General features: G+C 59.4%; 19 protein-coding genes. 1 reads left to right on the top strand and 18 read right to left on the bottom strand.

Annotation, left to right across the window (positions count from 1 at the left end; genetic code table 11):
* Positions 1-102: 102 nt before the first annotated feature.
* Positions 103-1,464, bottom strand: coding sequence for an ABC transporter substrate-binding protein (locus tag HGP12_RS19905; protein ID WP_168840993.1), 1,362 nt, complete (start codon positions 1,462-1,464; stop codon positions 103-105).
* Positions 1,465-1,776: 312 nt separating this feature from the next.
* On the opposite strand from HGP12_RS19905, the gene HGP12_RS19900 reads away from it, so the two are divergent.
* Positions 1,777-2,808 carry a substrate-binding domain-containing protein gene (locus HGP12_RS19900; protein ID WP_168840994.1) on the top strand — a complete coding sequence of 344 codons (1,032 nt, stop codon included), beginning with the start codon at positions 1,777-1,779 and terminating at the stop codon, positions 2,806-2,808.
* 60 nt (positions 2,809-2,868) lie between these two features.
* Here the strand turns inward: HGP12_RS19900 and HGP12_RS19895 are convergent, their stop codons facing one another.
* The 17 genes from HGP12_RS19895 to rem all read right to left on the bottom strand — a co-directional run bounded on the left by HGP12_RS19895 (position 2,869) and on the right by rem (position 17,767).
* Complete coding sequence (locus HGP12_RS19895) at positions 2,869-3,768, bottom strand: bifunctional methylenetetrahydrofolate dehydrogenase/methenyltetrahydrofolate cyclohydrolase (protein WP_168840995.1); 900 nt, start codon at positions 3,766-3,768, stop codon at positions 2,869-2,871.
* Between the two features lie 117 nt (positions 3,769-3,885).
* On the bottom strand, positions 3,886-5,814 hold the full coding sequence (locus HGP12_RS19890) for a succinoglycan biosynthesis transport protein (RefSeq protein ID WP_168840996.1): 1,929 nt from the start codon (positions 5,812-5,814) through the stop codon (positions 3,886-3,888).
* 199 nt (positions 5,815-6,013) lie between these two features.
* Complete coding sequence (locus HGP12_RS19885) at positions 6,014-6,853, bottom strand: WecB/TagA/CpsF family glycosyltransferase (protein WP_168841112.1); 840 nt, start codon at positions 6,851-6,853, stop codon at positions 6,014-6,016.
* A gap of 254 nt (positions 6,854-7,107) precedes the next feature.
* Positions 7,108-7,635 carry a hypothetical protein gene (locus HGP12_RS19880; protein WP_168840997.1) on the bottom strand — a complete coding sequence of 176 codons (528 nt, stop codon included), beginning with the start codon at positions 7,633-7,635 and terminating at the stop codon, positions 7,108-7,110.
* Complete coding sequence (locus HGP12_RS19875) at positions 7,632-8,000, bottom strand: hypothetical protein (RefSeq protein ID WP_168841113.1); 369 nt, start codon at positions 7,998-8,000, stop codon at positions 7,632-7,634. The genes HGP12_RS19880 and HGP12_RS19875 overlap by 4 nt, the downstream gene beginning before the upstream one ends.
* Before the next feature lie 14 nt (positions 8,001-8,014).
* Complete coding sequence (locus tag HGP12_RS19870; protein WP_168840998.1) at positions 8,015-8,611, bottom strand: rod-binding protein; 597 nt, start codon at positions 8,609-8,611, stop codon at positions 8,015-8,017.
* Between the two features lie 134 nt (positions 8,612-8,745).
* Positions 8,746-9,162, bottom strand: a complete 417-nt coding sequence (locus HGP12_RS19865) for a hypothetical protein (RefSeq protein ID WP_168840999.1) — start codon at positions 9,160-9,162, stop codon at positions 8,746-8,748.
* 166 nt (positions 9,163-9,328) lie between these two features.
* Positions 9,329-10,081: a flagellar biosynthetic protein FliR gene (fliR, locus tag HGP12_RS19860; RefSeq protein WP_168841000.1), complete on the bottom strand. Its 753-nt coding sequence runs from the start codon at positions 10,079-10,081 to the stop codon at positions 9,329-9,331.
* Positions 10,078-12,165, bottom strand: a complete 2,088-nt coding sequence (gene flhA / locus HGP12_RS19855) for a flagellar biosynthesis protein FlhA (protein ID WP_168841001.1) — start codon at positions 12,163-12,165, stop codon at positions 10,078-10,080. The genes fliR and flhA overlap by 4 nt, the downstream gene beginning before the upstream one ends.
* Positions 12,166-12,317: 152 nt before the next feature.
* Positions 12,318-12,584 carry a flagellar biosynthesis protein FliQ gene (gene fliQ, locus HGP12_RS19850; protein WP_112506729.1) on the bottom strand — a complete coding sequence of 89 codons (267 nt, stop codon included), beginning with the start codon at positions 12,582-12,584 and terminating at the stop codon, positions 12,318-12,320.
* Between the two features lie 29 nt (positions 12,585-12,613).
* The gene (flgD, locus tag HGP12_RS19845) at positions 12,614-13,102 is read right to left on the bottom strand and encodes a flagellar hook assembly protein FlgD (protein ID WP_168841002.1); all 489 of its coding nucleotides are present in this window, start codon (positions 13,100-13,102) and stop codon (positions 12,614-12,616) included.
* Positions 13,090-13,542 carry a flagellar biosynthesis repressor FlbT gene (flbT, locus tag HGP12_RS19840; protein WP_168841003.1) on the bottom strand — a complete coding sequence of 151 codons (453 nt, stop codon included), beginning with the start codon at positions 13,540-13,542 and terminating at the stop codon, positions 13,090-13,092. The genes flgD and flbT overlap by 13 nt, the downstream gene beginning before the upstream one ends.
* Entirely contained in the window at positions 13,539-13,886 is a 348-nt protein-coding gene (gene flaF, locus HGP12_RS19835) for a flagellar biosynthesis regulator FlaF (RefSeq protein WP_168841004.1), read from the bottom strand. The genes flbT and flaF overlap by 4 nt, the downstream gene beginning before the upstream one ends.
* Before the next feature lie 37 nt (positions 13,887-13,923).
* Entirely contained in the window at positions 13,924-14,976 is a 1,053-nt protein-coding gene (locus tag HGP12_RS19830) for a flagellar hook-associated family protein (protein ID WP_168841005.1), read from the bottom strand.
* A gap of 3 nt (positions 14,977-14,979) precedes the next feature.
* The gene (flgK, locus tag HGP12_RS19825) at positions 14,980-16,470 is read right to left on the bottom strand and encodes a flagellar hook-associated protein FlgK (protein WP_168841006.1); all 1,491 of its coding nucleotides are present in this window, start codon (positions 16,468-16,470) and stop codon (positions 14,980-14,982) included.
* Between the two features lie 24 nt (positions 16,471-16,494).
* Entirely contained in the window at positions 16,495-16,806 is a 312-nt protein-coding gene (locus HGP12_RS19820; RefSeq protein ID WP_168841007.1) for a hypothetical protein, read from the bottom strand.
* Between the two features lie 289 nt (positions 16,807-17,095).
* Positions 17,096-17,767, bottom strand: coding sequence for a transcriptional activator Rem (gene rem, locus HGP12_RS19815; RefSeq protein ID WP_168841008.1), 672 nt, complete (start codon positions 17,765-17,767; stop codon positions 17,096-17,098).
* Between the last annotated feature and the right edge of the window lie 257 nt (positions 17,768-18,024).

Genomic DNA, 18,024 nt, shown 5'->3' with positions numbered 1-18,024 from the left:
CTGCTTGAGTCCATCAGTCCGGCATCGGCCGCGCATAGGGGCGCGCCGTTATATGTTATTTAGCGCCGCCGGCTTTGACCGGCGGCGCTGGACTATGATGTCTTACTTGATGGCATCCCAGGACTTCTGGACCCCGTCGGCAACATCCTGAGCGGACTTGCCGCCGACGAAGTCCACCATGCCTGTCCAGAACGCGCCCGCGCCGATCTTGCCCGGCATCAGGTCGGAGCCGTCAAAACGGAAGGTGGTCGCCGAGGTCAGGGTCTCGCCTTCCTTGCGCAGCGTGTCGTTGGCATAAGCCGCGGTATTGACGGCCTTGTACGGCGTCAGGAAGCCGGACTGGGCCATCCAGACTTCCTGGGCGATCGGCGTCTGCAGGAACTGGATGAAGGCGCGGGCAGCCTTCGAGTCCTTGGTGATGGCCGCCAGCGTGCCGGCGCCGAGAACCGGCTTGCCGAGTTCAGGATGCGCGGCAGAGGGCGGGAAGTAGAAGAAATCCGCATCCTGGCCGAGCTTGGTGCCTTCCGGGAAGAAGGACGGGATGAAGGATGCCTGCTTGTGCATGTAGCACTTCGGCGGGACCGTGAAGAGGCCCTTAGGGCTGTCGCGGAAGTCCGTCGAGGCAACGGCGGCGACACCGCCGGCGACATATTTCGCGTTCTTGGAGAACTTGCCGAATTCCTCGATAACCGAGACGACCTTCGGATCGTTGAACTTCAACGTGTTGTCGACCCAATGATCATAGTCCTGCGGTGCGTTCATGCGCAGCATCAAATCTTCGACCCAGTCGGTCGCCGGCCAGCCGGTCGCACCGCCAGACCCGAGACCGATGCACCAGGGCGTACCGCCGTCCTTGACGATCTGGTCTGAAAGCTTGAGCAGGTCCTCCATCGTTGTCGGAACCTTGTAGCCCGCTTCCTCGAAATTCTCGGGCACATACCAGACCAGCGACTTCAAGTCGGCCTTGTAAGGGAAGGCATAGAAGGCATCCTTGCCGTCCTTGCCCTTGTAGGTGCCGTAGCCGACCCAGCTGTCGCCGGCGCCGTAGTTCGTCTTGACCCAGCTCGCGAGATCGTCACCGAGCGGCGTCAGATAACCCTTGCTGGCAAGATTGGCGAAAAGGCCCGGCTGCGGGAGGATGGCGACGTTCGGCGGCGAACCGGCCTGCGTGTCGATGACGATCTGCTGCTCGTAGTTTTCCGAGGATGAATATTTGGCGTTCACGCCGGTCGCTTCGGTGAAGTACTTGAGGACGCTAGTGAAGAGCGCTTCGTCCTCGCCGCGCCAGGGGCCGAAGATGGTCAGCGTCTCGCCCTTCAGGTCGGCATGCGCCGACTTGAAGTCATCGTAGCTTTTCCAGTTGAACTTGGAGTCCTGACCGGGCTGGAACTTCAGATCGGCCGCCATCGCCGTACCGGCCACCAAGGCGGCGGCAGCGACGGTCATCAAAAACATCTTTTTCATGCGGTTGTCCTCCCAAATAACGAAACCCATGAGCCCAAACACAGTTTTGTGCTGTGCAGTGCGCCCCATTCCTCAAAGCGCTTTGGCTACCTCTCTCATCCATTGCGAGCGGGGAAAAGTCAAGCGCTTTTCAAATTCTGGCTAATATTCATAGAATATCTCGCGTTGCAGCATAAAATAGGCGGCGATATTTTGCTATTTGTCTTGTCTCGGGCGCATCGCCTGCTACATATTAAAAGCGCTTTGGATGTCAGCGATATTCGGGAGGTGTGCTGGCACCAGAGCAGTCGGGAATTGGAGGAGCCGAAATTCGTGAACCTGAAACAGCTATCGCAAATGCTCGGGCTGTCGCAGACGACAGTCAGCCGGGCATTGAACGGATATCCCGAGGTTAATCGCGAGACCCGCGAGCGCGTTCTCAAAGCGGTTCGGGAAACCGGCTATCGTCCCAATAAGGCGGCGCAAAGGCTCGCGACCGGCAAGGCCGGCTCGATCGGGTTGGTCATGCCGACATCACCCGGCAATTCCTCGGACGTGCATTTCAGCGAATTCCTGACGGGGCTGGGAGAAGAAGCGCTGCGGCACGATTTCCATTTCGTGCTGACGCCTGCGGATCCGAACGATGAAGTCGGCGCGTTAAAACGCCTGGCGGCCAGCGGCAATGTCGACGCGCTCTTCGTCAACTATATGCGTGGCCACGATCCGCGCCTGGCCATGCTGAAGACCCTGTCCATGCCTTTCCTCGTGCATGGGCGCTCGATCGGCTCCGAGCCGGACTATCCCTTTCTCGACCTCGATAATGAAGCCGCCTTCTACGACGCCACGAAGCTGCTGCTGCAGCTCGGACACCGGCGCTTCGCCCTTTTGAACGGCCCGATCTATCTTGATTTTGCCATTCGCCGGAAGAACGGCATGGAAGCCGCCCTTGCTGAGCGCGGCCTTGCGCTCGACGAGGCCTGCACCAGCCATACGCCGATGACCGACGAGCAGGGCCTGCTCGTCATGGAGCGCATCCTGCAGATGGAGAAGGAGAAGCGTCCGACCGCGGTACTCTGTTCCAGTACCGTGCTGGCGCTCGGCGCCGTTCGCGCCATCAACCAGGCCAAGCTTAGATTGGGAGAGGATATCTCGCTCATCGCCCATGACGACGTGCTGACGCTTTTGAAACCGGAAAGCTTCACCGTGCCGCTGACGACGACCCGCTCGTCGCTGCGTGCGGCCGGCGTGCGCATCGCCGAGCGGCTGATCGGCGAAATCAAGCATACCGAGACGTTTCCGACCCAGGAATTGTGGAAGGCCGAATTGATCGTTCGCGCCTCGACCGGCGTTGCGCCGGCCGACTGACACTTGGCTTAAAGCGCGTCGTTATCGCAAAACCGCTGCACACTTTTGCGCGACAATGCTTCAGAACTTCGGCGGCTTTTTACCGGCGGCGCGATGGGCTGCGATGACGGTATTGGCCATCAGCATGGCGATCGTCATCGGACCGACACCGCCCGGAACCGGCGTGATCGCACCGGCGACATCCAAGGCTTCGGCATAGGCGACATCGCCCACCAGCCGGCTCTTGCCCGCGCCGCGCTCAGGGGCCGCGATCCGGTTGATGCCGACATCGATGACCGTCGCGCCCGGCTTCACCCAGTCGGCCTTGACCATCTCCGGACGGCCGACGGCCGCCACCAGAATATCGGCGCCGCGTGCGACGGAGGCGAGATCCTTCGTCCTCGAATGCGCCGTCGTCACCGTCGCATTGGCATTGAGCAGCAATTGCGCCATCGGCTTGCCGAACAGGTTGGAGCGGCCGATGACCACGGCGTTCAGTCCCGACAAGTCCTCGCCATGGATGCGCCGCACCAGAAGCATGGCGCCGGCCGGCGTGCAGGAGATCAGCCCGGTTTCGAGATCGCCGGTTGCCAGCTTGCCGGCATTGACGACATGCAGGCCGTCGACATCCTTATCCGGCCGGATCGACTGAATGATCGCATCGGAATTGAGATGCTTCGGCAGCGGCAGCTGCACGAGAATGCCGTGGATGGAGGGATCGTCGTTCAGCGAGGCGACCAGGCCTGCGAGCGCCTCCTGCGTCGTCTCGGCCGGAAGCGTGTGCTGGACGGAGTTGAAGCCGCATTCCTTGGCCATGCGGCCCTTGGCGCCGACATAGGCGTGGCTGGCCGGATCGTCGCCGACGATGACGACCGCAAGTCCGGTCTTCACGCCGGCCTCAGCTTCAAGTCCCGCCGCCGCAGCCTTCACAGCCTCGATCACCGAAGCCGCCGCTTGTCTCCCGTCGATCACTGTCGTCACGCTCGTCTCCCGATCATGAATTCGGTGGCAATCTACAGACCATCGGCCCGGCATAATTGCCTGCTAACGCCCTATGGTGTCTGAAAGCGGTAATTGCAAGGGAAAACGATGGGGCGGTCAGCCGCGGTCCTGATGCCTGCGCACCGCGTAGATTTCGACCTTGGCACGCAGGGACGCAAGCTCCCGTTGAATGCGGACCCACTCATCCGCAATGTCGAGCCGACTCCCAATTTCGGAGCCAGCCGTCGCCGGCTCGACCGCGATAGCCGGCAAAGGCTGAAGCGAGATGTCGCCATCCTGATGGAAAGAGGGGATGGCCGGCAGGACGTTGTCGTCAGCCATATGGTCTTCCGCAGCTTCGGCACCGCCCAGCCACTTGCGCAGGAATACCGCGCCAAGTGCCACGCCAAGAGCGGCCAGAAAACCGACTGCCTGGTTGCTCGCGAGATGGTCGTCCAGCGGTAGAGCCGATGCGACCGCTTGCGAAATCACCGTCAGCGGCTGCCTCGCTTGCGGCACCGACAGGGCGGCATTCTGTTGATCGGCCTCATAGCGGCTCTGGGCAACGGCCACGGCATCCTGCAATTGCGCGAGGCGGATGACGTCGACATCGATGTTCTTCTGGCTGAGGGCCGTCATCTCGGCTGAAAGAGCTGTCTGCTTTTCGAGAGCCGCCTTCACATCGGCATCGCTGCTGACGACGAGCCTCTGTAATTGACCGCGGATACTGGCGACAAGATCATCGACTGTCGCCTGCTGCGCAAGCAAGCGGGGATGGCGCGGGCCGAGTTGCGTCGAAAGCTGGGAAAGCTGGGCCTTGGCGGCACTATAGCGGCCGCGCAGGTCGTCGAGCCCGGTGAAAGCGGCATCGCCCGACGAGGCCCCACTCAGCAGGGAGGCCGGCGTGGCCGACCTGATCGATGCAAGGCGAGATCTGGCCGCGCGCACTGCCTGCTCGGCGGCCTTTATGTCGCCGTCCAACCGCTGGCGCCGCTGCTGAAGCGCCAGCGCCGCAGCGATCTTGTTCTCGCCATAGTGCGCCTTGAACTCGGCCAGAGCCGCCGATGCGCGATCTAATTCCTTGCGGCTGCGATCGGCTGCCGTCTCGACCCCGAGCGACGTGCCAGCCGCTTTTGAAACCGCAGCATCATAGAGGGTGGCGACCGCCAGACGATTGGCAATATCGGCCGATCTGGCGGGATCGCCGCTGGTCACGGTCAGGCGCAGCAGGCCTGTCTGGCCGTCGATACCGACGGCGATGCCCTTGCGGAGGGTCGACTGGGCGCGCGAAGGCGCATCGGATGCGTTGCCGCTGCCGGACAGGAGCTCAACGACGACACCAAGGGCGCCCGCCCGACTGCCGGTAAATTCCGGATCGTGATCGAGCTTCATCCTGGCGACAATATCGGACAGCACGGACGGCGCGACGGCACGCTTCGCCGCGACGTCGAGCAATGTCTGGCGTCCACCGCCCTCACCTTCCGCATGCAGGACAGCTTGCGACATATAGAGCGGCGGCGATGCAAGCATCGTCGGGATGGTCGCTCCCGCCAAGGCTGCTGCAATGACGAAACAGAGAGAGCGGATGCTGAGAGACCGGCGACCCGCGCGAGGCCTGTGTTCGGCAAGAATGGGGATGGCAGTCTGTGGGGGAAGTTCCGCCGCTCCTTCGAGCAGGTCGGGCACGAATTCCAGCAGGTCGGGCACAGGCTCCCGTGCCGGTTCCCGCATTTGTTCGCGCTGCGTGTGGCGGAACGTCGGAATGCTTTGGATATCCGCCGCAGTAGGCCGATACTCCGACGGCGCCGCGCCCATCGGCCCCGTTCTCCCCGAGACCGGATAAGGGTCGCCATCCAGCCTCCTGCGCAAAATGGCGCGCAGCTCCGTATCGCGTGGATCGTCGGAATTGGCTGCCCGGAGATGGGCTGTACCGCGCAAGCCATCTTCGCCCCGATGGGGAGAAACGTGCCGGTTCCACCCACGCGACACCTCGAAGGTTTCCGCATCCTCTGGGTAAAATCCGGGCGTGGCTTTGCTTTCAAACATGGCGGGCTATCTCGCGCACATGGTCGGAGACCAATGCAATGGTTAACCCACTCTAAACTTTCATGCCAAAGAAAGAGTTAACGCCGCGCCCGCGAATACTAATGCGGTCGAACTCTTCGCCGAATCTCTGAACCGCGCTATCCTATTGTTTTTATATAATTTCGACCGGAAAGTCGCCCAGCGTTTTCCAGGAAGTACTCTAACTTGCTAATTTATCCGGAGAGGCGATACGCCGCTGTGACAGCTGTTGCGGCTCCGCGCGAAGGACACGCTCCTTGCGGCCGAACTGATGCCTGATGACCTGATAGAGGAAGAGCGGTACGCCCAGAATATAGCGCCGCCACAGCCTGCCCGGCTCACGAGTCAGGCGGAACAACCACTCGCTGCGCATCGCACGCACGAGCGTGGGAGCCCGCGGCACGGTTCCGGACACGAAATCGAACAGGGCGCCGACGGTCAGCACCAATCGCGCATGCTGCGGCCCGACATGCTCGGCGACCCATTTTTCCTGCAAAGGCGTTCCCATGCCGACGATCAGCACATCGATCTTCTGCCGGCCGATTTCCGCGGCAACGGCGCTGCTTCTCGCGGGATCGAAGAAGCCATCGGAAACGACAATGTACTCGTGCCACGGCGCATGCCGGCGAAATTTCTCCGCCGCATTTTCGACAACCGAGCGCTTGCCGCCCAGCAGGCCGATCCGCTTCGTCCGCTCCATGAAAGTCAAAAGCGCGGGCACGAAATCCGTACCGTTCAAGTTCGCCGGAAATGGCTCGCCATGAGCGACGCGCGAGGCGATGTCGAGGCCGACGCCATCGGGGAGCACCAGATTTTGCTCAAGGACGTTGCGATAGCTGTCATCGCGCAGCATGACAAGCATATTGTGGGCATTGACGAAGGAGATCGAGGTCTGTCCGACCGGCAGGGATGCAAGTTCATTGACGAAGGTCAGGGCATTATCCCAATCGAGATCGCAGACCGGCAGATCGAAGATCATGCGGCGCGACGCAACGACGGCAAAATCGGCAACCCGGTTCAATCCAACAACCTCCTGCCCGACATCGCAAACACGCATGATGCCGGGAATAACAAGGCTCATGCAGCTCACCGTTCATCGGTGCGGCGGCTACGAGACGTCACTGGGAGGTGTTTATAACGAGATAAATCCAACGTTCCGTTAGGATGGAAAGTGGGATTTTTCGGAAACCATCAAGGATTCATTAATGTATCACCGGCCCGAGCCCGGCTTTGCCGCCTTGGAGTGGAGCGGCATCCCGCAACGCCAGGACACCCTTACTCCAGCGGCACCTTATCCTTCGCCGCGTCCTGCACGATCTTGACCGGCTTGACCGTTTTCCTGCCGATGCTCTCCCCGCCATGGGTTTCTTCCTTGGAGAGATAATCAAGCTGTTCGATCAGCACGTCGGCGACATAGTCGCCACCGAGCCGCTCGTTCATCCGTTTCTTCAGGTCGCTGCGAAAGGCGGCGACATCAAAGTTCTGCGTATGCGCAATGTCGATCACCTTGTTGCCGATCAGCAGCGAAAAAAGTTCATCCGTCGTCAGTTCCGGCAGGGGTATCTGAAGTGCATTCGCCTTGCCCTTCTCCATCATGAAGGAGATGCGCGTCAGGAAGTAGCCGGTCACCTGGCCGTTGGCGATGACGGGAACGTTGATCGATTCGCCCTTGATCAGTTCCTGCTGCGCCTTCTTGGCGTCGTCAGGGCTGATTGCGGGCGCCGTCGCCACCTGCACCGAAAAATAGACCGAGGCCAATGTCACGGCGCAGACCCACAGGCCGGTGAGAGCGAGCTTGATCATCCGGCCTCACGGACGCGGAATTGCTCCTGCGAATAGGTGCCGTCCGCGTCGGCGTTCTGCACGGCATTTTTCAGAATGTCGGCGACGGCGCGCACGGCCTCGAGATGGGCTTCGACCCGGCGGGCGTTCAGAACCAGCTTCTTCTTCAGATCGTGCAGCTGCTCGATATGGGTGGCGGCAAGATCGGCCGGATCGGTATCGCGAAACAGCATCGACAATTCGTAGAGGCAGCGGCTCTTGTGCGCATTCGATACCTTGAGATCGAATTCCGGGTCGGTGCCGATCCGGTTATTCTCATTATCGATAATCATCTCCAGGCGGCCAAGGACAGACTTGATCCGATAGTCCTGCGACATCATTTCCATGTTTGCTACCTCGCTCATGCTTTCTGGGACGTCAAATTATTCTGATTGGTGATGCTGGCATTGCCGTCATTGTCGGCATCCGCGGCGGCGAGCGTCTTGCGCTGAAAATCGGTAATCGCGCTCAGAGCCATTTTCTTGTCGTTTTCATCGGTCGCAGCGTTGAGGGCGCCGGTATTGCGCATCTTGTCGACCTGTTCCTTGTACATCTTCTCGGCAATGCCAACGCCGCCATTCTTGGCGAGCGTATTGCCCATTTGCTCGGCCATCATGCCTTTCCAGATCTCGCCGGCCGAACCCTTGCCGTAGAGCGTCTCGCTGCTCGGCAGCATGTTCTTCACGAAATTCTGCAGCACCATGGCTTCGAACTTGCGATAGGCCTGCGGCACCTTCGTCCCGGCCACATGCGTGTTGGCATTGGCAAGGCCGGCCTGGGTGGCCGCGCTGTTCATCGCGTCCACCGTCGCGCCGAAGCCGTTGCCGTTCTCGGCGAGGCTGGTGGCGGCAAAGGCGGCCCGGTTGGCTGCAAGCTTGGCCTGCGCAGCCTCGACATCGGCGGGATTGGCCGCCTTGACGACATCGAGGACCAAATCACTCGGAGGCGAAATAGCCACGTCACGTCTCCTTCTGCTATCGCACACCCTGAAAATGCGCGGCTCAGCGCTCATCCCAGGACATGTCGAATCAAACTGTCAGAGCAGATCGGCAACCCAACGATGCGAATCCTGCTCCATGATCGCGATGATTATTATTTTTGAACCTTGCTGGAGGCTGGCGTTGCGGCGGCGAAGCGCTGATCGATGATGTCGTAGACCGCATTGTCGTCGGCCTCCCGCGTTTCGAGCTCGCGGGCATCCTTCATATGCTCTTCGAGCCGGTCGGCCTTGGTGCGCTCCTGCTGGACCTTCATCTGGATGAGCGTCTGGATGCTTTCCAGCTGCTGATCCCTAATCATCAGACGGCCGTAGCGCTCGGCGTAGTGGATCGAGAATGCCATGTGCACGGGATCGACCGAGCCGATGGCAACCATGACCCGCTCCATCGATTCCGTGACCTCCGCGCGCTGGCGGGTCGTATCGGCAAGCTCGTTTTCCGCTATCCGCTCCAGATGGCGTTGCACCGCGACCAGGCGCTTCAATTTTTCAGACCGGTTTTTCTCCGCCATCGTCTACCTACCCGCCGGCTGCCTTTTGCCGGCTCTGCCCGAACCGGGCCTGTCCATTTGCGGGATAGAGCGGTTCAGCTTTCCACGGAATCTCTGAATTGCTCTAGCTCTTTATTTCATCGCAATTCCGGACAGAAAACCGCTGCGCGCTTTTCCTGGAATTGCTCTAATGCCCATTGAAGACCGTGAGAAACGCACTGGAAAACTGACTGACCAATGCCGCGATGCTGAGATAGAGCATGAACAGCCCTCCCATCAGCAAATACGGCGTGGAGATGAAATAGATCGGGATCTGCGGCGCCAGCTTGTTGATGAAACCGATCGAAATCTGGAACATCAGGCCATAGAGCAGGAAGGGGCTTGCGAGCCGCAGCATGATGAAGAAGGTGGTCTCCAGCGTATCCGTAATCGAGATCAGAGCGGCTCGCGGCTCGATATGACCGCCCAGAGGAACCACGGAATAGGAATCGACCAGCGCCTGCAGGATATAATGGTGAAAATCGAGGATGAAGAGCATCATCAGCCCGCAAAAGCTGATGAGACTCGTGAGCGACGTCTCGCTTGACTCCTCGACGATATCCGCACCGCCCGGCGCGTTGAAGCCGATCAGCATCGATATGCTCGCACCGGCGAATTGCAGGCCCAGCGTATAGATTCGCGCCATCATGCCATACATCAATCCGATGACCGTTTCGGTGAAGATGAGGCCGATAAAGCTCGCGTCGCCCTTCGACACCTGAGGATAGATCGTGTTCCAGAGCAACGGTAGAATCGCCATCGACAGGGCCACGGAAAGAAGCAGCCTGATCTGCGGCGGGATACGACCCGATGAAAATCCCGGGAGGACCATCATGCAGCCGCCGATGCGGCAGAAGGCGACAAACAGCGCCAGAATGGTCCCCTGGGGGTCTGAAATCATGAAATCGAACCTAGAATCTTGATCTCGATCCCCTTGGCCAGTTCCACATGCGACAGGACCGGAAGGGTCGCGAACAGGCGTTCGATGATCATGCGCACATAGGAGCGCGTTTCCGGCGACGTGACAAGAACGAAGGGCATGCCTCTGTCCATGTATTCACGGATAACTTTGCCGGCTTGCTCGCTGAATTCCTCTAGGCTGCGCGGATCGATGTCGAATTCGACGATTTCGCCCTTCTGGTCGCGTTTCAGCGCCTGATGGAAGATGAGGTCCCATTTGCTGCCAAGACGCAGGACGCGCAGCACGCCATTGTCAGCCAGATCGCCGCAGAGCTGCTGCGCCATGCGCACGCGCACGTGTTCGACGATCTGTTCCGTCTTGCGGACATGCGGCGCCAGTTCGGCGACCGCTTCGAGGATGAGGTGCAGGTTGCGGATAGAGACGCGCTCGGCGAGCAACAGCTTCAGCACCGCCTGCAGGCCGGAATAGGACATATGCGACGAGCAGATCTCGTCGGCGAGCTTCTTATATTCCGGATCGAGGCGCTCGATCAGGATCTTCACGTCCTTGTAAGAGAGAAGTGCCGGCAGGTTGTTGCGGATGACCTCGCTCATATGGGTGAGCACGACGGACACGTTGTCGATCGGCTGGAAGCCTTCGCGCTTCAGATCCTCGGTGAAGGCCTCGAGAACGGAAACGGCGGGCATGCCGAAAGCGGGTTCGCGAATCTCGTCCCCCGGTACGGTCGGCTTGCGGCCCGAGCCTGTGACGACGAGCACTTCGCCGACACGCAGCACGTTGGAGGCAATGGTCGTGCCGTGGATGCGGATCTGATAAGACTTGTCGGCAATCGCCATGTCGTCGATCACCTTGATCTCCGGCACGACGAAACCGTATTGCGTGGCGAATTTCTTGCGCATCTTGCCGACGCGGAAAGCCAGTTCCTGATGGGCGCCGAGCAGGCGGGTGGAGACGATCTTGCCGAGCGCCAGTTCGATCTCCGCGGTCTTCAGCACCGATTTGACCGAATCCTTTTCCATTTCCTTCGTCTGCATCACCTTCTGCTCTTCGGCGTCGCGGCGAAGCTTGTTCTCGGCTTCGATCTGGCGCGGAATGAACCAAGCACCGGAGGCCATCAGGCCGCCGAGGAAAACGAAGGGAAGGAAGGGCATACCGGGCATGATGGCCAGGATGCCCATGAGGACCGCAGAGACGGCGAGCGCGCGCGGATAGCCGCTCAGCTGATTAACGACGGCCTGGTCGGTCGAGCCGGACGTACCGCCGCGTGAAACGAGAAGGCCGGCAGCGAGAGAGACGATAAGCGCCGGCATCTGCGACACCAGACCGTCACCGACGGAGAGCTTGACGAAAACGTCCGCAGCCTGACCGATCGGCATGCTGTGACGGAAATAGCCGATGATGATGCCGCCGAAGATGTTGATGCAGGTGATCAAAAGGCCGGCAACCGCGTCGCCGCGCACGAATTTCGAGGCACCGTCCATCGCGCCGAAGAAGGAGCTTTCCTCTTCCAGTTCGCGACGGCGGCGCTGCGCTTCCTTTTCATCGATCAGGCCGGCCGACAGATCGGCGTCGATTGCCATCTGCTTGCCAGGGATGGCGTCCAGGGTGAAGCGTGCGCCGACTTCCGCGATACGCGTCGCGCCCTTGGTGATGACGATGAAATTGATGGTGATAAGGATCAGGAAGACGATCAGACCGATGACGAAATCACCCGACATCACCAGGCTGGAAAACCCCGCGATGACGCCGCCGGCGGCATCATGCCCTTCATAGCCGTGCGAGAGGATGACGCGCGTCGTCGCGATGTTGAGCGACAGACGCGTCATCGTGGCAATCAGCAGGATGGTCGGGAAGGACGAGAATTCCAGCGGCTTCTTGATCCAGAGCGCCACCATGAGGATCAGCACCGAGAAAGCGATCGAGAAGGCCAGCCCGAGGTCGATCAGGAATGGCGGGATCGGCAGGAACAGCACGCACAGGATAACCATAATACCAAGTGCGAACCCGATATCGCGTACACTGGGATTGGCTTTGGGAAGTGCTATTGCGGGTGGTTGTGCCATCGACCGGTTCCGTCTCTTCATGAGAGGAGGCAAACGGCTGACCCGCCTGCCCTATTGGAACCGAGCTTTAGAAGTCGAAGCTTGCGCGAGCATGGCCTATGGCCATCTATGCCCGTATCCGAAGGCCGCCGCGGCCTTTGGACCTTCTCTGGCTAGAAGCCCGACTGGATGCGCGAGAAGACGAGATTGGTGAAAATCGAAATCTGGGCGCCGACGAACGGAGCCGAGATGCCGATGGTGACCATGACCGCCACGATTTTCGGCACGAAGGTCAGCGTCGCCTCCTGCACCTGGGTCAGCGCCTGGATCAGGGCGATCACCAGGCCGACGACCATCGCCGCCAGAACCGCCGGACCGGAAGCCACCAGCACCGTCCAGATCGCCGCCTGGAAGATATCCAACGCATCGGCTTCATTCATGGCATCTTCACTCCCGGTTCAGCGGCTCCTCATGAGCCGCTGGTCGACGAATCGCTGCTGCTACTATCGCTCGAGGTGGCCGTGGTATCAATGGTCGTGCCTGCCGGAGCGATCGTCACGCCGGCCTGGATCAGGATCTTGTCGCCGGCATCGGTTTCGGCGATAACACCGTCCGTATAGACGCTTACCTGTTTGATCGTGCCCGTGGTCTTGCCGTCGGCACTCATGATTTCCTTGCCGATATAATCCGACGCCTGCGAGATCCACTGGTTCTGCAACACGGTTTCCAGATGAGAGTTCGTCTGGATCTGCTGCTCGACCTGGGAGAAGCTCGCCAGCTGCGAAATCTGCTGGCTGGCGTCCATCGGGTCCGTCGGATCCTGGTTCTTCATCTGTGCGATGAGAAGCTGCAGGAAGTCGTTGTAGTTCAGGCTGGCGCTCGCCGATGCGGAAGCCGCATTTTTCGTGGCAGTGCTGGAGGTGTCCGTGCTGCTGTTGACGGCGTCTACCGCTGCCATGGCGCGATCTCCCGACGGATATGCTCGATCGTTGCCGCCGGCATTTCCTGGTTGTTCAGAATATTGTCCTCGATCGGGTAGAGAGCGCGGATCGCCTTCAACGCGTCGAAAGCGCGGCCAGTGGCGACGAGGCCGTCGATACGCTTCAGCTCGGCCAGCACTTCCTCGTTGTGGAAGCACGAAAGCAACATGACGATCGACTTGCGGAACATGGTCGTCGACTGCTCCTTCCCCTCCGGATTGACGAGGATCATCTGCGCGATGAAATATAGCTGGCGCAGAGGCGTCGTCGCGTCTTCGGGCTGGAGCACGTGGTTCTCAAGCAGGAAAGTCACATCATTCAGGAATTCCAGGGCAACCTTGCGATCGACGCGCAGGACGGCCCCGTTGATAAAGATCTTTTCCCCGGCTTTGAGCGATATGCGAAGCGTACTTTTCATTTAAGTCCATCCCTGATGATGGTGGTGACATCGATGATGCCTTGATAATTTTCCGACTGGCGCCGCCGGATTCGATCACATTCCTTCAAAATCCAGATGGCAATCGAGATGAGGCTGGCACGTAGTTCGACATTGAGCTGGTTCTCCGGACTTTTGAGGTCCTCGACGAAGCTGACCCATACGCGTCGCGTATAGAAGAGCGCTTCGATCGCTTCGCGGCCATATTTCCCCGCATCACGGGCCGCGGCGAGGAGAGCTATCGACCGGTCCAGAACTTGCCGTTCTCTTTCCTTGGCGTCGGCCACCGCATCCTGCATGACTTCCGCATATGAGAACTGATACATTTACGCATCCTTCCTGGTCATTCCGTCCCTTTGATCATCAAAGGTAATTTACAAGGCTGAGCTGCTGGATCTTTGAAACAATAGTGTAAGCGGTCTCGAGCTGGGTCTCGAGGCTATTGACCTTGGTCGAAGCCTCATAGGGATCGACCCCCGTCAGATCGCCCAGGCTGGTATTGAGAATGGTCTTCTGGGCATTCAGCGTCGTGTTCGCATCCGAGAGGCGCGACTGCGACAGGCCGAGCTGGCTTGACTGGCTGTTCAAGCCGTCAACCGCCTGACGCGAGTAGCTGATGGCCTGATCGGTCACCGCATTCAGCGCGTCCGAACTCAGGGCCGGCGTCGTTTTCATCAGCGCATTGGTGACGCTGGTTGCAAGTGCCAGATAGCGAATGCCGGAGGAATTCGAGTTTGTCGACGTCTCTACCACTTCCGAATTGCTGATGCGGCTTGTCATATTCTGGTCCGACGCGCTCGACCAGCTTGCCCAGCTGCTATCGGAGGTGAACATCGGCTCGACCTTGGTGGTGATGAAGTCCTTCATCTGGGCGCCCGTCAGATCGCTTGTCGAAGTTACCGGCGGGGTCTGAGCGGCCATATAGGCGGTGAGCGCGGTCTGGATTGCCGTGTTCGTCGCGGCGGATTTATCCGTCATCGGCTGGACATCGGTATTGGTGCCGGCGAAGAGATATTCACCGTTGACCATGGTGTTGGCAGAAGCAACAACGCTCGAAAGGGTGGACGTCGCGGTCGACTGCGTCAGCGCTATGCTACTGCCATCCGTGTTTCCGCGCAGGGCCACCAACTGGTCCATCAGCTTCTGCGCCTGGCTACCCATATCGCTCAACGCGGTCTGCGAGGAGGTCATGCGCTGATTTGCGATGGAATTACTGCTGAGAATAGAGTCGATCCTCGACACTTCCCGCGTCAGGTTCACGCTGAGCGATGTGCCGCTGCCCAACGAAACCCCGATGTCGGCGTAAACGCCCGTGGTTGCTTCTGTAGAAGCACTGGTCATCTCATTCTGCGCCTGACGGATCGTCTGACGCATGGCGTTCTGAATGGCCGTGCTCGAAATGAAAGAAAGTTTCATGGCTTAGCTCGCAATATCCAGTACCGATTGAAGCATCTCGTTGACAGCGTTCAATATCTTCGTTCCAGCCTTGTAGGACTGCTCGATATCCATCATCAGCGTCAGTTCCTCATCGAGATTGACGCCGGTCGCATTCGAATAAGCGCCCGAAGAGCGCGATAGTGCCGCGGATGTGTTCTCGGCCGCAGTCGTTGCCGTGCTGCGCTGACCTTCGAGCCAGCCGATGGAACTCGATGCATAGTCCATGAGGCTGGCCCTGGTATCGGAGCCGGCCGTGGCATCGAAATCCATCTTCGTATTCATGGCAGTGATAAAGGCGTCCAGCTGAGTGGAATAACCGGTGCCACCGCTGGTATTCTTCGTGTAACCCGTCACTCCAGTCGCGGTATCGTTATTAATACCACCATCACGCAGCAATGTCGGGTCGCCGCCTTGAGACGTGATTAACTTCGGATTAACGGTTATCAAGCCAGCCAGGCCGGTGACTGCGGTAGCACCGGTCGGAACGCTGCCGCCGCTCCAGGTAAACAGGCCGGGCAGGGTCGGCTTTGCGGGATTACTGTTGGTTTCCGCAAACGTGGTCACCAGGCCGCGCGCGATCTCATCGAGCTGCTTCTGGTAGGTCGGTGCGACATCGTCCCGAACCTGCAGCGCCGCCTGAAGACTGCCCTGCGCCGTCGTATTCGCGCCTTGCCCAGACGTCAGCGCGACGCCGTCGATATAGACATTGTTGCCGACCGTGCTGGCCGTATAGGAATTCGTCGGTTGAAACGTCACCGTGCGCGGAATGGTTTCGAACAGGGTCGTTCCGCTCGTGGTGTAGAGCGCCATGTCGTTGTTGCCGCGCGTCACCGTCGTCACGCCGACAATCTTCGAAATCTGGTTCAGGATCGAATCGCGCTGGTCGAGGGCATCGGCAAGGGCGCTCGACGTCGGCCCGGCGGTCGTCGTGGCCGTCTTCACCGCATCGTTCGCGGTCTGGAACTGCTTCAACAGGCTGTTCAGCGTATCGACGTCGGAGCTGATCTGCTTGTCGGCGTCGGTGCGGGCGCTCTGTACGGCGGTCGTGGCATTGTTGAGCGCGGTCGAAAGGCTTTGCGCGGCATTGATCGCGGATTGAGCCGCCGTGGTGCTGGATGGCGACCCGGCATAGGTCTGCATCGCATCCTGAAATGCCGACAGATAGGTCGCCGGAGAAATCTCGTTGTCGTTGCCTCCGAGCGTAGCCGACTGAAGGTTGCTGTAGGCTTTCAGAAGCAGTTGCTGTGCCGAGTCCGATGACGACGAGCTGAGATAGGCCTTCTGTAGCGCCGGCTCGCTGCTGCGGTCGATCTTGACCACTTGGGCGCCGGCCATATCGGTGGTCAGCATCGCCTGACGACGCGAATAATTCGTGTTGCTGGCGTTGGCGATATTGTTCGACACGACGCTGCTCTGCGTGCCGGTATTGTTGAATATTGCCTGCGCGTTATTGAGAGCTGTTGTGAGCGACATGACTGACTCGATACCCTATTCGTTTTAGCGCCGCAGAATGGCCGATGGCGCGCCGGAAGTGACGGAATAGCCTGTCAGAGCGAGGCCGGCGAAGGTCACCAGATTGTCGTTGGCACGGGACGGATGACCGCCTGGGCGAGCCGGAAACGACCATCTGCAAGCATACTGGAACACGCGGACACCGCTGTGGCGGAGATCGGGACCGGTGGCCGGAACATGCAAAACACCCGCCCCGGTTACACCGGCATGATGAGACGACATCGCCACGGCAACGCCTTCAAAAGCAGCGCTCAGGCGAGCTGCCCGTGCATCCACTTCCGCAAATGCGGTCTTCATGCTGCCGAAATTCCTCATCTGGAATCCTCGTTATCCTTCATACGACTGAGAGTAGGTGGCGGGCCTTGCGTGAAGCTGTCTGAGAGGACGAAAAGCCGGCCATCGCGAAAAGCTGCTCCGCAAGCGTCGTATTGCGGCTTGATCGCCGGCGGCGCTCGCGAAAATCGTAAGGAACGACGCACCTACCGCGACGATGACGACCCCACGGATGCAAAAGAATAGGCCCGAGAATCGGGGTGATTCTCGGGCCTATTCATGAATTTAGCATTCTGGATGCCGATTGAAGACGTCAACTCCAGTCGATGCAGTAGCCGAGGAAGCGCTTGGAATCGACCGGATCGAAACCGAGCTTCTTGCGCAGTTTCTTGCGCAGCTTCGAAATATGGCTTTCAACCACGTTTTCTTCGACTTCTTCGTCGAAGATGCCGTAGATGGCGTTAAAGATCTGCGTCTTCGTCACCCTGCGACCGCGATTGGCGATCAAGTATTCGAGGATGCGGCGCTCGCGGCGCGGCAAGGCAAATACGGAACCGTTGACTTCCGGATCACGACCGTCAGCGAAAACGCGTATCGGGCCGATATCGGTATAGTTGTTGATCGCCTTCAGCCTACGGCGGATCGCGGCGGCCCTCGCCAGGATCTCCCGGGGATGCACCGGCTTGCGCACGACATCGTCGACGCCGCAATCGAAGAGTGCAAGGGTGGCTTCCAACGACGGCTGGTCGCTGACCGCGATCACAGGCGCCGTCGTCCGATCGCGAATCGCCCTGGGAAGCTCGAGCACATGCTGGCCCTGCCCGATCAGGAAGGCTTCAACGGCAGCAATATCGCCCTCTGCCGCCGTCGTTACCCATTCGCCGAATTCGCGTGGATCAAACCCCGTGGAAGGGATGCCCTCGCGTCCAAACAGTGATGTATATCCGTCCTTAACAAGCTCTCGCTCATCAACCACTACGATCATTCGTCCGCCTCCGAATCAGTGTGGTGTTTCGATGAACCATGAGTACGAATCGGGCGAATCACGAACAACTGTCGGAAATGAGTGACGGGAATTAATAATTGATTAACTTTGGAGGGGCGATTTGCACTAGATGTAGTAGGTGCTCTGCGTTTTACACCGATAAAAAACTTGTTCGTTAGCGTATTATTAACAAGCGCATTTTGGGCAAATCAACGGCAGTCAACAACCCCAATTGAGTTAGCACCGGCTAACCAGAA

The sequence above is a fragment of the Rhizobium sp. P28RR-XV genome, assembly GCF_012641385.1.
Taxonomy (GTDB): domain Bacteria; phylum Pseudomonadota; class Alphaproteobacteria; order Rhizobiales; family Rhizobiaceae; genus Rhizobium.
The sequence above is the reverse complement of the archived record's forward strand: the minus strand, read 5'-3'. Positions and strand labels throughout refer to the sequence as shown.